Here is a 13313-nt window from a genome sequence, read left to right as displayed (position 1 = left end):
ACCTGCAGTTCCGTTATGCACGGACCGCTACGATCCGCGCCATGACACGCCGTCTCGAGTCCCGCCTCGACGCCCTGCTCGGCAAGTACGCCGCCCGCCCCGACACCGGGACGGTCCGCCTCGCCCTCACCCGCCCGTCCACCGGTCTCGAGTGGACGTACGGCGACCCGGACGGCCAGTACTTCGTCGCCAGCATCACCAAGCTGTTCACCACCGCCGTGGTCCTGCAGCTGGTCGACGACGGGCAGGTGGAGCTCGATGCCACGCTGCCCGCCTACCTGCCGGACGACGTCGTCTCGGGCCTGCACGTGCTCGACGGGGTCGACCGCAGCGAGCAGGTCACGGTGCGCCAGCTGCTCTCGAACACGTCGGGCCTGGGCGACGTCTCCGAGCAGAGGCAGCCCGACGGGTCGACGTTGTTCGCGGTCGCGTTCGCCTCGGACCCCGGCTGGACGTTCGAGGAGCTGCTGGCCGTGGCCAAGGAGCGGATCCGTCCCGCCTTCCCGCCGGGGACGCCGGGGAAGGCCCAGTACTCGGACACGAACTTCCAGCTGCTGGGCCGGATCATCGAGGTGGTCACCGGCCTGCCCTACGCGCGGGCGGTCGAGCGGCGGATCACCCAGCCGCTGGCGCTGGCCGGCACCTACGTCTTCGAGACGGCGACCATGGACCGGTTCGACACGGTGGACGCGATCCTCAACGGCCGCCGGCCCCTGCGCATCCCGCGCACGCTGGCCTCGACACAGGCCCAGGGCGGCATCGTCTCTTCCACCTCGGACTCCTTGCGCTTCCTGCGGGCGTTCTTCGCCGGCGAGCTCTTCGACGCCCATCACCTCGAGCACATGCAGGCCCGGTGGAACCGCATCTTCCCCCCGATGCGGTACGGCACGGGGCTGATGCGCTTCGCCGTGCCGCGGGTGATGTCGCCGTTCGCGCCCGTCCCCGCGATGGTCGGGCACGGCGGGTCCTCCGGCGCGGTGCTCTTCCACGCCCTCGAGCTCGACCTGTTCGTCGCCGGCACGGTGAACCAGATCGCCAAGCGGCGCCTGCCCTACCCGCTGCTCGCCCGCGTCGCGGTGGAGGTCCGGCGCGGCTAGATCTCGATGGTGTACATCGCCGAGCCTCGCATCCGCTCGTAGCCCAGGTGGGCGAAGAGCAGCGGGGCGCCGGTGGGGTTGTCGGTGTCGACGTCCAGCCCGGCGTACTCCATCCCGTCGTCGGCGTAGGCCCGCATCGCCCGCGTGAGCAGCGCGCTGGCCACGTGCCGCCCGCGCCACTCCGGCAGGACGCCGATCATCTCGGTGTAGCCCTCGGTCCAGCCCAGGGCCGGCCAGTCCTGCTCGTACCGCCCGGAGATGAGGTACCCGGCCACCTGGGCCCGGTCGGTGCTGCGGTCCAGGGCCACGAAGCTCCACGCCGGCACGAAGTGCGTGCGCCCCTGCTGCCACGTCTCCGGCGTGTGCGGCTGGGCGTCCCACTGCTCGCCGAAGGCCTTGTTGTGGGCGCGGCGGATGGCGTCGTCGAGCTCGGCGCTCCACGGCACCACCGACAGGTGGGTGTCGAGGCTGACCTCCGGGATCGGCTTGGACAGGTCCCGGCGCATCTCCATGTACCAGCGCCGCGGGCTGAAGCCGCGCTCGGTGAGCAGGCGCGCCATGGCGTCCATGCCCTCGTCCACGTGCACGACGATGCGTGCGGGCGCCTCCACCCCGGTCTCGACGAACATCTGGCGGGCGCGGCCCACCTGCCAGTCGATGAGCGCACCGCCGATGCCGTGCTGCCGCCAGGCGGGGTCCACCCCGCCGGAGCAGAACGCCCGCAGCACGGTGAGGTCGCCGCGCTGGATGCGCACGAACCCGAAGGCCCGCAGGATCCCCTCGGCGTCCCAGCCGCCCATGGCGCTCCAGTAGTGGCTGGCGTCGTAGTACTCGGCGACCTCGTCCGGCGAGGTGCGGTAGGGCGGGTCGTCGGCCTCTTCGATCCGCTGCACGAGCCCACCGAGGGCGACCACGTCGTCCTGGCCCAGCTCCCGCCAGCTCAGCCCGCCGGCGCCGGCGGGCGCGGCCAGGGTGGCGGGCGCCTGGGCACGCTCAGCGAGCGGCCGGAGCGCCGCTGCGGGCGCACCGGATCCCGGCGCGGGAATGGGTGTGGACACGTCGTGACACTACGTGGTGGGCGTCGGGGACGCCAGAATCGCGAACCGTTAGGCGTGTCAGATCTCGATCGTGTAGAGGATCCGGGCGCCCTCGCGCCGGTAGCCGAGGTCCTCGTAGAACCCCCGCACGGTCGGGTCCACCGTGTCGACGGTGAGGGCGGCCGTCTCGACGCCGTCGGCGGCGAGGGCCCGCACGACGGCGACGAGCAGGGCCTGCGCGACGCCCCGGCCGCGGTACCCGGGAAGGACGCCGAGCCGCTCGGTGTCGCCCTCGCTGGCGCCCAGCCGCGGCCACGCGTGCTCGTGCCGGCTGGTCAGCGCGAAGGCGGCCACCTCGCCGTCCGCCGTCACGGCGACCTTGGACCACGCCGGCTCGATCTCGGCGCGGGCGACGGCCCAGGCGGCAGGCGACATCGGCTCCGCACCCCAGTGGTCGGCGAAGGCCTCGTTCGAGGCACGCCGGACGGCGTCGTCGATGGCGGGAGTCCAGTCCACCAGGCGCAGCCCCGCGGGCAGCGGCGCCTGCGGCAGCCGCGCCGCCACCGGCCGGCGCATCTCCTCGTACACCCGCTTGGGGCTGAACCCGGCCGCCACGTAGAGCTTGCGCCGGTCCGTCAGGTGCTCGTCGACGTAGGCGCCGATCCGCACCGGCAGGTCGCGCCCGTCGGCGGCGATGAGCTGCCGGGCCCGGGCATCCTGCCAGTCCAGCAGGGCGCGGCCGATCCCCTGCCCGCGCCACCGCGGGTCGATGGTGGCGGTGAGGAAGGCGCGCAGGACGTCGACGTCGGCGGCGGGCAGGTACACCGTGGCCATGGCGCGCAGGAGGCCGTCATGGCTGAAGCCGCCGAGCGACTCCACCGCGGAGGCCGCGGTCCCGACGAGCCGCTCGGTGATCTCGGCCGGGCACAGCCGGGAGATGGGCCGGTCCACCTCGAAGCAGCGCTCGATGAGCGCGCGGGCCTGGTCCAGGTCGGGCTCCGCCACCGCACGCCACCGCAGGCCGAGGTGCGGGGCGGGCACCTCCGCCACCGCCGGGACGTGGAGACGTTCGGCGAGCGCCGCCAGAGGACGGTCGGAAGGCATGCCTCGATATTAGGGGCCCGGGACGCAGGTCCCCGGCTCGTCGCGGGTGAGGTCGGGCACCACGGCGGCCGCGGCGTCACACGCCGACCGCGTCACACGCCGACCGCGCCACGCGCCGACCGCGCCACGCGCCGACGGCGCCGGGCGCCGACGGCGGCCGCGGCGTCAGGCGTCGATCCGGTCCGGGTCGATCTGCTGGGCGCCGGCGACGATGAAGTCCTTGCGCGGGGCGACGTCGTTGCCCATGAGCAGCTCGAAGACCCGCTCGGCCTGGTTCACCGACTCCTCGTCCGCCATGGAGATCCGCCGCAGGGTGCGGCGGGCGGGGTCCATGGTGGTCTCGGCGAGCTGGTGGGCGTCCATCTCCCCCAGGCCCTTGTAGCGCTGGATGGGCTCCTTGTACTTCTTGCCCGACCGCTCGAGCTTCTTGAGCAGGTTCGTCAGCTCCGCCTCGGAGTAGGTGTAGACAACCTCGCCCTTCTTCCCGCCCGAGCCGGCCAGCTCCACCCGGTGCAGCGGCGGGACGGCGGCGAACACGTGACCGGCCTCGACCAGGGGCCGCATGTACCGGAAGAACAGGGTGAGCAGCAGGGTCCGGATGTGGGCGCCGTCGACGTCGGCGTCGGTCATGAGGACGACCTTGCCGTACCGTCGCGCGTCGAGGTCGAAGGTCCGCCCCGAGCCGGCGCCGATGACCTGGATGATCGAGGCGACCTCGGCGTTCTTGAGGATGTCGGCGGGCGAGGCCTTCTGGACGTTGAGGATCTTGCCGCGGATCGGCAGCAGGGCCTGGAAGTCGCTGGAGCGCGCGAGCTTGGCGGTGCCCAGGGCGCTGTCCCCCTCGACGATGAACAGCTCGGACTGCTCGACGTCGTCGCTGCGGCAGTCGGCGAGCTTGGCGGGCAGCGTGGAGGTCTCGAGGGCGTTCTTGCGCCGGGAGATCTCCTTGTGCATCCGGGCGGAGACCCGCGCGCGCATCTCGCCGACGACCTTCTCCAGGAGGGCCGCGGCCTGGACCTTCTCGTGCCGCTTGGTGGAGGTCAGCAGCGCGGTCATCTCCCGCTCGACCACCTTGCCCACGATGGCGCGGATCGGGGCGGTGCCGAGGACCTCCTTCGTCTGGCCCTCGAACTGCGGCTCGGGGAAGCGGACGGTGACGACGGCGGTGAGGCCGGCGAGCACGTCGTCCTTCTCGACCTTGCCCTCCTTGGCGCTGACCTTGAGCCGGCGGGCGTTGACGTCGATCTGCTTGCGCAGGGTCTTGAGCAGGCCCTGCTCGAAGCCGGTCTGGTGGGTGCCGCCCTTGGGGGTGGCGATGATGTTGACGAAGGACCGGACGTTCGTGTCGTACCCGATCCCCCAGCGCAGGGCGATCTCCACCTCGCAGGCGCGCTCGACCTCCTGGGGACGCAGGTGCCCCTTGCTGTCGAGCTGCTGGACGGTCTCGGTGAAGGTCTCCGTGCCGCGCAGCCGCCAGGTGTCGGTGACGGAGGCGTCGGGGGCGAGGAAGTCGGCGAAGTCGACGACGCCGCCGTCGTGGCGGAAGACCTCCTCGACCGGCCCCTCCTCGCCCGGGGTGCCGGGCAGGCGCCGCTCGTCCCGGACCGTCAGGGTCAGCCCGGGAACCAGGAAGGAGGTCTGCCGGGCGCGGGCGATGAGGTCCTCGTAGGAGAAGTGCGCGGTGACCGGGAAGATCTGCCGGTCCGCCCAGTAGCGCACCCGGGTGCCGGTGCGGGTGCGCGGCACCTTGCCGACGACGGCGAGCTCGGAGGAGCTGGTGAACGGCTCGAACGGCGAGTCCGGGGAGACGCCGGCGCTGTCGTCGAAGGTGCCCGGCTCGCCGCGGTGGAAGCTCATCCGGTGCGTCTTGCCGCCGCGGTCGACCTCGACGTCGAGCCGCGCGGACAGGGCGTTGACCACCGAGGCGCCCACGCCGTGCAGGCCGCCGGAGGCGGCGTAGGAGCCGCCGCCGAACTTGCCGCCCGCGTGGAGCTTGGTGAAGACGACCTCGACGCCGCTCAGGCCCAGGGAGGCGACGGTGTCGACCGGGATGCCGCGCCCGTCGTCGCGCACCTCCACCGAGCTGTCGGGGTAGAGGACGATCTCGATGTTCTGGGCGTGGCCCTCGAGGGACTCGTCGACGGCGTTGTCGATGATCTCCCACAGGCAGTGCATGAGCCCGCGCGAGTCGGTCGAGCCGATGTACATGCCGGGTCGCTTGCGGACCGCCTCGAGCCCCTCCAGCACGGAGAGGTGACGGGCGGTGTAGCTCGAGGCGGCGTTCGCGGTGGCAGTCGACACCCGACCACTTTAAGATTCCCGGCCGCCCGCGCCGCGCTCCGACCCGCCTCGGGTGGGGAGAATCTCGCAGGATCTCGGTCACGGGGGCCCTCCGCTACGCCGGGAGCGAACCGGTCCGGTTTGATGGCATGAATCGGGCGCGGGGGTGGTTGCATGCTGACATGACGGCAACGACCACCACCCCCGAACTGACCGCCCAGGACCGCTGCGACGCCTGCGGTGCGCAGGCGTACGTGCGTGTGGAGCTGGAGTCGGGCGAGCTGCTCTTCTGCGCCCACCACGCCCGCAAGCACGCCGACGCCCTCGCCGGTGTCGCCAAGAGCATCCACGACGAGACCGACCGCCTCCACGAGGACAAGACCGCCGCCGCGGCCCGCTGAGCCCGGCTCCGTCCGGCACGAACGGCCGTCGCCCCACCCGGGGCGGCGGCCGTTCCGCGTCTCGCGCCGTTCTGACCCGCACGTCGGACGCCACCGGGGCCACCGGATGCCCACCCGATCACGTCGTGGTTCTGTGTGCCCATGACGGGACAGGTGAGCCACGAGACCGACGGCGAACGCCTCGCGCGGGAGGCGGGTCGGGCCGCGCGCGCGTCGGCCGAGTACGGCTGGCTGCGGACGCTGGGCCGTGCCGGCTACGCGGCGAAGGGCGTCCTGTGGTTCCTGCTGGGCTGGATCGCCCTGCAGCTGGCCGTGGGCTCCTCGCGTCAGTCCCCCAACCAGCGCGGCGCGTTCGAGCAGCTCGCCGCCACCGGGCTGGGTCGCGCGCTGATCGTGGTGATGGCGGCGGGGCTGGCCGCGTACGCCCTGTGGCAGGCGGTCGAGGCCGTCTGGGGCTTCCGCACCCTCGAGGCGCCGCACCGGGCGGCGAAGCGGGTCGCGTCCGCCGGCCGGGCGGTGGTGGGCCTGGCGCTGGCCGGGGTGGCGCTGAGCGTGCTGGCGCGGACAGGCTCCGCCGGGTCCGGGCAGACGGAGCGACAGCTGACGGCGGGGGTCCTGGCGGTGCCCGGTGGCGCGGTGATCGTCGCCGTCGTCGGGCTGGTCCTCCTCGGGCTCGGCGGCTACTGGGTCTACCGCGGCTGGACGGCCGCCTTCCGGGACAAGCTGCGGCCCGGGGTGGACCGCCGCCTCGTCGCCGCCGGCCGGGTCGGCCACGTCGCCCGGGGCGTCGCCATCGCCGTCCTCGGCGTCCTGCTCGTCCTGGCGGCCGCACGCCGCGACCCCTCCCGCGCGGGCGGCATCGACTCCGCCCTCGGGGCCCTGCTCGCCCTGCCGCTCGGCGCGGTGCTGCTCGGCGCCGTCGCCGTCGGGCTGATGTGCTTCGGCGTGTTCCAGCTGGCCAGCGCCCGGTACCTCGAGGAGGGGTGACCGCTCTCGCCGACGACGACGGACCTCACCATGCGTGGAAGACCCGGGTCGTGCTCAGCCCGCGCAGGCCGTCGTCCTCGTTGCTGAGCACGACGAGGACGTCGCCGGACGCTGGCCGCACGACGGCTTGGGCGGTGTACCCGGGAATGGCACCGAAGTGGCCGAAGCCCATCCCGGAGGGCAGACGGACCGTTCCGACGCCCAGGCCGTACCCCTCGCCGTGGGACACCGTCATCTCCGCGAGCAGATCGGGCCGCACGGGCTTCCCGGCGCCCAGTGCCCGGTAGAAGACGGCGAGGTCGCCGGCCGTGGAGATGAGACCGCCCGCGGCCCCGGCGGCGGTTCCCAGCGCGAGATATGACGTGCCCTCGGTCGTTCCGGAGGGGTCGAACAGGGGCGAGAACCCCGTCACCGGCTCACGCCCGTCCGGGGCCAGTGCCGTGTCGTGGAGGCCGAGCGGCTCCGTGATCCGGGTACGGACGTTCTCCGCGACCGTTCGGCCGGTCAGGGCCTCGACGACCATCCCGGCGATGACGTAGTTCGTGTTCGAGTAGGCGTGCGCGGTCCCCGGCGCGAACGCCCGCTCGCGGCCGTCGAGACTCTCCAGCACGTCAGCCGAGGTCCACCTCCGGTGGGGCTCGGCGCGGATGGCCGCCTCCACATCCTCACCGGCGAGGAACTCCGGCACGCCGCTGGAGTGGTTGAGCAGCTGGCGGACGGTCACGCCCTCGGTGAACGGCACGCCGGGACGCACGTCCACCACGAGGGTGTCGAGGCGCAGGGCCCCCTCCTCGACGAGCTGCAGGACGACGACCGCGACGAAGGTCTTGGTGATGCTGCCGACGCGGAAAGCGTCGTCGGGCTTGAGCGGCGTGCCGGCGGTGTCGGCCCGCCCGGCCGAGCACAGGCGCACCTCCTCGCCGTGGCGACCCAGCGCCGCCGCGACTCCGCCCGGCCCGTCGGCCGCCGCACGATCGAGGAGCTCCTGGAGGGACTGATCCTGGCCGGGGCGGCTGGGCTCCTGGCTGCACACATCGGCTGGCGTGGGCGCCGGCGCGGGGGTGGTCTCGTCCGTCGTCGCCGTGCAGGCGGCCAGCAGCAGCGCCGCCGCCGCAATCGCCAGGGACCGGCGATCGCCGGGCGAGGGTCGGCGGCGGTGCTGGACCGGGACCTCGGCGTCCATGGTCGGCTCCGTCCTGGGCGGTGACCCCATGGTGACGCGGCGAGGGAGGGGGCGCTACGACCTGAACTGGGGGCGTGCCGTCCGGGGACGGCGCGAGGCCCGCACCTTCACGGGGAAGGGGCGGGCCTCGTCGTGGTCCTGGAATCAGTCGAGGTAGTCGCGCAGCACCTGCGACCGGCTCGGGTGGCGCAGCTTGGACATGGTCTTGGACTCGATCTGGCGGATCCGCTCACGGGTGACGCCGTAGACCTTGCCGATCTCGTCCAGCGTCTTGGGCTGGCCGTCGGTCAGGCCGAAGCGCATGGAGACCACGCCCGCCTCCCGCTCCGAGAGGGTGTCGAGCACGGCGTGCAGCTGCTCCTGCAGGAGCGTGAAGCTCACGGCGTCGGCCGGGACGACGGCCTCGGAGTCCTCGATGAGGTCACCGAACTCGCTGTCACCGTCCTCGCCCAGCGGGGTGTGCAGGGAGATCGGCTCGCGGCCGTACTTCTGAACCTCGACGACCTTCTCGGGCGTCATGTCCAGCTCCTTGGCCAGCTCCTCCGGGGTGGGCTCGCGGCCCAGGTCCTGGAGCATCTGGCGCTGCACGCGGGCGAGCTTGTTGATGACCTCGACCATGTGCACCGGGATGCGGATGGTGCGGGCCTGGTCGGCCATGGCGCGGGTGATGGCCTGGCGGATCCACCACGTCGCGTAGGTCGAGAACTTGTAGCCCTTGGTGTAGTCGAACTTCTCGACGGCGCGGATGAGGCCGAGGTTGCCCTCCTGGATCAGGTCGAGGAAGAGCATGCCGCGGCCGGTGTAGCGCTTGGCGAGGGAGACGACGAGACGGAGGTTGGCCTCGAGCAGGTGGTTCTTGGCCAGGTGCCCGTCGTTGGCGATCCACTGCAGCTCGCGGCGCAGCTTCGGCTCGAGCTGGTCGGCCTCGTTCGCGAGCTTCTCCTCGGCGAACAGGCCGGCCTCGATGCGCTTGGCGAGCTCGACCTCCTGCTCGGCGTTCAGCAGCGCGACCTTGCCGATCTGCTTGAGGTAGTCCTTGACCGGGTCGGCCGTGGCGCCGGCGGTGACGACCTGCTGGACAGGAGCGTCGTCGTCGTCGGCGTCTGAGACGACGAAACCGGTCTCCTCGACCTCCTCGTCCTCACCGGCCGGCGCCTCGGCGTCCGGCACGGCCTTGAGGGTGGGCTTCTTGGCGGTGGTGGCGGTCTTCGACCGCGACGACGTCGCACGCGCCTTGCGCGCCGCCGGCTTCTTCGCCGTGGCGGCGGCCTCGCCGGAGGCGGCGGCGACCTTGGTGCGCGACGACGCCTTCTTGGCGGGGGCGGACGCGGTCGCCTGGGTGGCCTCATCGACCGAGGCCTCGCTGGCGGCCTCCGCAGCAGTGCGTGCGGTGCGGGACTTGGAGGCAGGGGTGGGCGACACAGAGAACCTTTCGGCGGGGGGTCCGGGGGGCCGTCGACGTGACGTGGCAGCCCTACAATTATAACTTCCAGCGGCCGTTCAGGGCGCCCGAATCGAGCGCGGACGGCGGCACGCCTGCGCGTCCCCTGCGTCCGGTCCCTGCGACCGCTCGTCATAACGCCGGTTGGACGCCGGATATGCCCGATCGGGCGGAGAACTTTCCGGCGCCGGCGGACGCGCCAGATCAGCGCGCCCGCCGGACCGCGGTCAGGCCGGTTCGGCTACGACACCGCGCCGAAGGCCTCCACCGGCGGGCACGCGCACACCAGGTGCCGGTCGCCGTAGGCGCCGTCGACCCGCCGCACCGGCGGCCAGTACTTGCCGTCCACCAGCCCGGGCACGGGGAAGACCGCCTCGGCGCGGGTGTAGGGGTGCTCCCACTCCCCCACGAGCGCCTCGGCCGTGTGCGGGGCGCCCACCAGCGGGTTGTCCTCCCGGGGCCAGTCGCCGGAGCCGACGCGGGCGGCCTCGGCGGCGATGGCGACCATCGCCTCGCAGAACCGGTCGATCTCCCCCAGGTCCTCGCTCTCGGTCGGCTCGACCATGAGCGTGCCCGCCACCGGGAACGACATCGTCGGGGCGTGGAAGCCGTAGTCGATCAGCCGCTTGGCGACGTCGTCGACCGTGATGCCGGTGGCGGCGCGCAGCGGGCGCAGGTCGAGGATGCACTCGTGGGCGACCAGCCCGTGCCGGCCGCGGTAGAGCACCGGGTAGTGCTCGCCCAGCCGGGCCGCGACGTAGTTCGCCGCGAGGACGGCGGCGTCGGTGGCCGCCCGCAGCCCCTCCCCGCCCATCAGGGCGATGTAGGCCCAGCTGATGGGCAGGATGGACGGCGAGCCGTACGGCGCCGAGGAGACGGCGCCCTCCGTGCGCAGCCGGCGGGCGCCGGCGTCGGGCGCCAGCGGGTGGCCGGGCAGGAAGGGGGCCAGGTGCGCCCGGGCGGCCACCGGGCCCACGCCCGGCCCGCCCCCGCCGTGGGGGATGCAGAACGTCTTGTGCAGGTTCAGGTGCGAGACGTCCCCGCCGAACTCCCCCGGCAGGGCGTGGCCGAGCAGGGCGTTGAGGTTCGCGCCGTCGACGTAGACCTGCCCGCCGGCGTCGTGCACGGCGGCGCACACCTCGCGCACCCGCTCCTCGTACACCCCGTGCGTCGAGGGGTAGGTGAGCATGATCGCGGCGAGCCGGTCGGCGTGCTCGGCCGCCAGGCGGCGCAGGTCGTCGAGGTCGACGTCGCCCTGGGCGTCGGTGGCCACGACGACCACCCGCAGCCCGGCCAGCACCGCGGAGGCGGCGTTGGTGCCGTGCGCCGAGGCGGGGATCAGGCACACGTCGCGGTGCTCCTCCCCGCGGGAGGCGTGGTAGCCGCGGATGGCGAGCAGCCCGGACAGCTCGCCCTGGGAGCCGGCGTTGGGCTGCAGGCTGACCGCGTCGTAGCCGGTCGCCGCCGCCAGCCAGCCCTCCAGCTCGTGGACGAGGTCGAGGTAGCCGGCGACGTCCGCGGCCGGGGCGAAGGGGTGGATGCGGGCGAACTCGGGCCAGGTGATGGCCTGCATCTCGACCGCCGCGTTCAGCTTCATCGTGCACGAGCCGAGCGGGATCATGCCGCGGTCGAGGGCGTAGTCCTTGTCGGCCAGGCGGCGCAGGTAACGCATCATCGCCGTCTCGGAGCGGTGGGCGTGGAACACCGGGTGGGTGAGGTACTCGCTGGTGCGGAGCAGGTCCTCGGGCAGGGCGGTGGCTGGCGCCGTGCCCGGCCGCGTGTCCACCGGCGCGCCGGGCGCCGGGTCCGAGGGCGCGGGCGGCGCGCCGGTCGCCGCCGTGGCGTCCGGGCCGAGCGTCGTCAGGACGGCGTCCGCCAGCTCCGCGACGACGTCGGGCGTGGTCAGCTCGTCGGTGGACACCCGCACGTGGTCGGCGCCGGCGACGAAGACGGTGATGTTCCGGGCCAGCGCGGCGGCGGCGACGTCCTGTGCCCGGCCGGGCACCGCCAGCTCGAGGGTGTCGAAGAAGTGCTGGTGGCTCAGCCGCACCCCGCCCGCGCGCAGCGCCCCGGCGAGCTCGACGGCTCGGGCGTGGACCGTGGCCGCGATCTCCCGCAGGCCGTCCGGGCCGTGGTAGACGGCGTACATCGAGGCCATGACGGCGAGCAGCACCTGCGCGGTGCAGATGTTCGACGTCGCCTTCTCCCGGCGGATGTGCTGCTCGCGGGTCTGCAGGGCCAGGCGCAGCGCGGGCGCGCCGGCGGCGTCCTTGGACACCCCGACCAGCCGGCCGGGCAGCTGGCGCTCGAGACCGGCGCGCACGGCGAGATAGCCGGCGTGCGGCCCACCGAAGCCCATGGGCACGCCGAAGCGCTGGGTGGTGCCCACGGCGACGTCGGCGCCGTACTCCCCCGGCCCGGCCACCAGCGTGGCGGCGAGCAGGTCGGCGGCGACCACGGCCAGCGCCCCCGCGTCGTGCGCGGCGGCGGTGATCCCCTCCAGGACGGCGCGGCTGGGCACCCGCCCGGACGCCCCGGGCACCTGGACCAGCACGCCGAAGACGTCGGTGAGGTCGGTGCCGGCGAGCCCGTCCGTCAGGTCGGCGACGACCAGCTCGATGCCGACCGGCTCGGCACGGGTGGCGAGCACCGCCAGGGTCTGCGCGAAGGTGTCGCGGTCGACGACGAAGCGGTGCCCCGCCCCCTTGGACACCCGCCGGGCCAGCAGCATGGCCTCGGCGGCGGCGGTGCCCTCGTCGAGCATCGACGCCCCGGCGACGGCCAGGCCGGTGAGGTCGATGACCATGGTCTGGAAGTTCAGCAGCGCCTCGAGCCGTCCCTGGGAGATCTCCGGCTGGTAGGGCGTGTACGCCGTGTACCAGGACGGGTTCTCGAGCACGTTCCGCTGGATCACCGGCGGGGTGAAGGTGTCGTAGTAGCCCTGCCCGATCATCGAGGTGCGCACGGTGTTCCGGGCGGCGTAGGCGCGCAGCCGCGCCAGCACCTCCGGCTCGCCGGCGGCGGCGGGCAGGCCCGCCGGGACGCCCTCGTGCCGGATGCTGCCCGGCACCGCCCGCTCGAGCAGGCCGCTGATCGAGCCGGCGCCGACGGCGGCCAGCATGTGCTCCTGGGCCGCGGCGTCGGTGCCGATGTGCCGGCTGGCGAAGCTCGTCACTGCTGCCCCTGCGCCTGCTCGGCGTACGCCTCCGCGTCCAGGAGGTCCTCGGGCAGCTCGCCCACGCGGACGGTGTACAGCCAGCCCTCGCCGTGCGGGTCCGCGTTGACGCTCTCCGGGGCGTCGACGGCCTCGGTGTTGACCGACAGCACCTCGCCGGTCGCCGGCGCTATCAGGTCAGAGACCGACTTCGTCGACTCGATCTCCCCGCAGCTCTCCCCCGCGGTCACCGTCGTGCCCACCTCGGGCAGGTCGAGGTAGACGACGTCGCCCAGCGCCTCCGCGGCATAGGACGTGATCCCCACGGTGGCGACGTCGCCGTCGACGGCGATCCACTCGTGGTCGCGGGTGTACCGGCGGTCCGCGGGATAGGTCATGGGGTCTCCTCATCGAGTTCTCGTGCTAACACCGCCCCGGCGCGCGGGGGCGCGGGGCGACGCGACGCATCCGTGCTGGTGAGGCGACCGTACGCGCCGCGCGGGGGGTGAGGGAAGCCGCCCGCGCCCGCGGCGGGCGCGGCCCGCAGCGCCTCCAGGCCGCACGCCCGCGCGCCCATCGGCTCGCCCGCGGCGAGCAGGGCGTGCCACAGCGCGGCGGCGGAGGCGGCC

The 13313-nt window shown here is 73.6% G+C and carries 9 protein-coding genes and 2 pseudogenes; 3 read left to right on the top strand and 8 right to left on the bottom strand.

From position 1 onward, the window contains the following. Positions 1 to 41 precede the first annotated feature (41 nt). Positions 42 to 1097 carry a serine hydrolase domain-containing protein gene (locus GD970_RS17115; protein WP_152204121.1) on the top strand — a complete coding sequence of 352 codons (1056 nt, stop codon included), beginning with the start codon at positions 42 to 44 and terminating at the stop codon, positions 1095 to 1097. Here the strand turns inward: GD970_RS17115 and GD970_RS17110 are convergent. The 3 genes from GD970_RS17110 to GD970_RS17100 form a co-directional block, all read right to left on the bottom strand. Continuing rightward, positions 1094 to 2155 carry a GNAT family N-acetyltransferase gene (locus tag GD970_RS17110; RefSeq protein ID WP_226925421.1) on the bottom strand — a complete coding sequence of 354 codons (1062 nt, stop codon included), beginning with the start codon at positions 2153 to 2155 and terminating at the stop codon, positions 1094 to 1096. The two genes, GD970_RS17115 and GD970_RS17110, sit on opposite strands and share 4 nt — an antisense overlap. A 57-nt stretch (positions 2156 to 2212) precedes the next feature. Continuing rightward, positions 2213 to 3238: a GNAT family N-acetyltransferase gene (locus GD970_RS17105; RefSeq protein ID WP_152204120.1), complete on the bottom strand. Its 1026-nt coding sequence runs from the start codon at positions 3236 to 3238 to the stop codon at positions 2213 to 2215. Between the two features lie 165 nt (positions 3239 to 3403). Continuing rightward, entirely contained in the window at positions 3404 to 5539 is a 2136-nt protein-coding gene (locus GD970_RS17100) for a DNA gyrase/topoisomerase IV subunit B (RefSeq protein WP_152204119.1), read from the bottom strand. 161 nt (positions 5540 to 5700) lie between these two features. On the opposite strand from GD970_RS17100, the gene GD970_RS17095 reads away from it, so the two are divergent. Both GD970_RS17095 and GD970_RS17090 read left to right on the top strand, forming a co-directional pair. After that, positions 5701 to 5919 carry a DUF7455 domain-containing protein gene (locus GD970_RS17095; protein WP_152204118.1) on the top strand — a complete coding sequence of 73 codons (219 nt, stop codon included), beginning with the start codon at positions 5701 to 5703 and terminating at the stop codon, positions 5917 to 5919. A gap of 141 nt (positions 5920 to 6060) precedes the next feature. Beyond that, complete coding sequence (locus tag GD970_RS17090) at positions 6061 to 6906, top strand: DUF1206 domain-containing protein (protein WP_152204117.1); 846 nt, start codon at positions 6061 to 6063, stop codon at positions 6904 to 6906. Between the two features lie 25 nt (positions 6907 to 6931). Here the strand turns inward: GD970_RS17090 and GD970_RS17085 are convergent, their stop codons facing one another. The 5 genes and pseudogenes from GD970_RS17085 to GD970_RS22330 form a co-directional block, all read right to left on the bottom strand. Further along, positions 6932 to 8089 (bottom strand): serine hydrolase domain-containing protein, encoded by a 1158-nt coding sequence (locus GD970_RS17085; protein WP_170297255.1) that lies wholly within the window; start codon positions 8087 to 8089, stop codon positions 6932 to 6934. Positions 8090 to 8233: 144 nt separating this feature from the next. Further along, positions 8234 to 9496: pseudogene (locus GD970_RS17080) on the bottom strand (RNA polymerase sigma factor); the annotation flags it as partial. Positions 9497 to 9771: 275 nt separating this feature from the next. Further along, a complete protein-coding gene (gene gcvP, locus GD970_RS17075) occupies positions 9772 to 12705 on the bottom strand; it encodes an aminomethyl-transferring glycine dehydrogenase (RefSeq protein WP_152204114.1) in 2934 nt (977 codons plus the stop codon). Beyond that, the gene (gcvH, locus tag GD970_RS17070) at positions 12702 to 13082 is read right to left on the bottom strand and encodes a glycine cleavage system protein GcvH (RefSeq protein WP_152204113.1); all 381 of its coding nucleotides are present in this window, start codon (positions 13080 to 13082) and stop codon (positions 12702 to 12704) included. Before gcvH ends, gcvP begins: the two co-directional genes overlap by 4 nt. Then, positions 13079 to 13313, bottom strand: a pseudogene (locus GD970_RS22330) (hypothetical protein); the annotation flags it as partial. The gene gcvH and the pseudogene GD970_RS22330, both read right to left, overlap by 4 nt.

Source organism: Georgenia thermotolerans (assembly GCF_009193185.1).
GTDB classification, from domain to species: Bacteria; Actinomycetota; Actinomycetes; order Actinomycetales; family Actinomycetaceae; genus Georgenia; species Georgenia thermotolerans.
The sequence above is the reverse complement of the archived record's forward strand: the minus strand, read 5'-3'. Positions and strand labels throughout refer to the sequence as shown.

Excerpts from the sequence above, each read along its gene's own strand:
- GD970_RS17115 (WP_152204121.1), top strand. The coding sequence starts at position 42 with ATGACACGCCGTCTCGAGTCCCGCCTCGACGCCCTGCTCGGCAAGTAC.
- GD970_RS17105 (WP_152204120.1), bottom strand. The coding sequence starts at position 3,238 with ATGCCTTCCGACCGTCCTCTGGCGGCGCTCGCCGAACGTCTCCACGTC.
- GD970_RS17095 (WP_152204118.1), top strand. The coding sequence starts at position 5,701 with ATGACGGCAACGACCACCACCCCCGAACTGACCGCCCAGGACCGCTGC.
- GD970_RS17090 (WP_152204117.1), top strand. The coding sequence starts at position 6,061 with ATGACGGGACAGGTGAGCCACGAGACCGACGGCGAACGCCTCGCGCGG.
- GD970_RS17085 (WP_170297255.1), bottom strand. The coding sequence starts at position 8,089 with ATGGACGCCGAGGTCCCGGTCCAGCACCGCCGCCGACCCTCGCCCGGC.
- gcvH (WP_152204113.1), bottom strand. The coding sequence starts at position 13,082 with ATGACCTATCCCGCGGACCGCCGGTACACCCGCGACCACGAGTGGATC.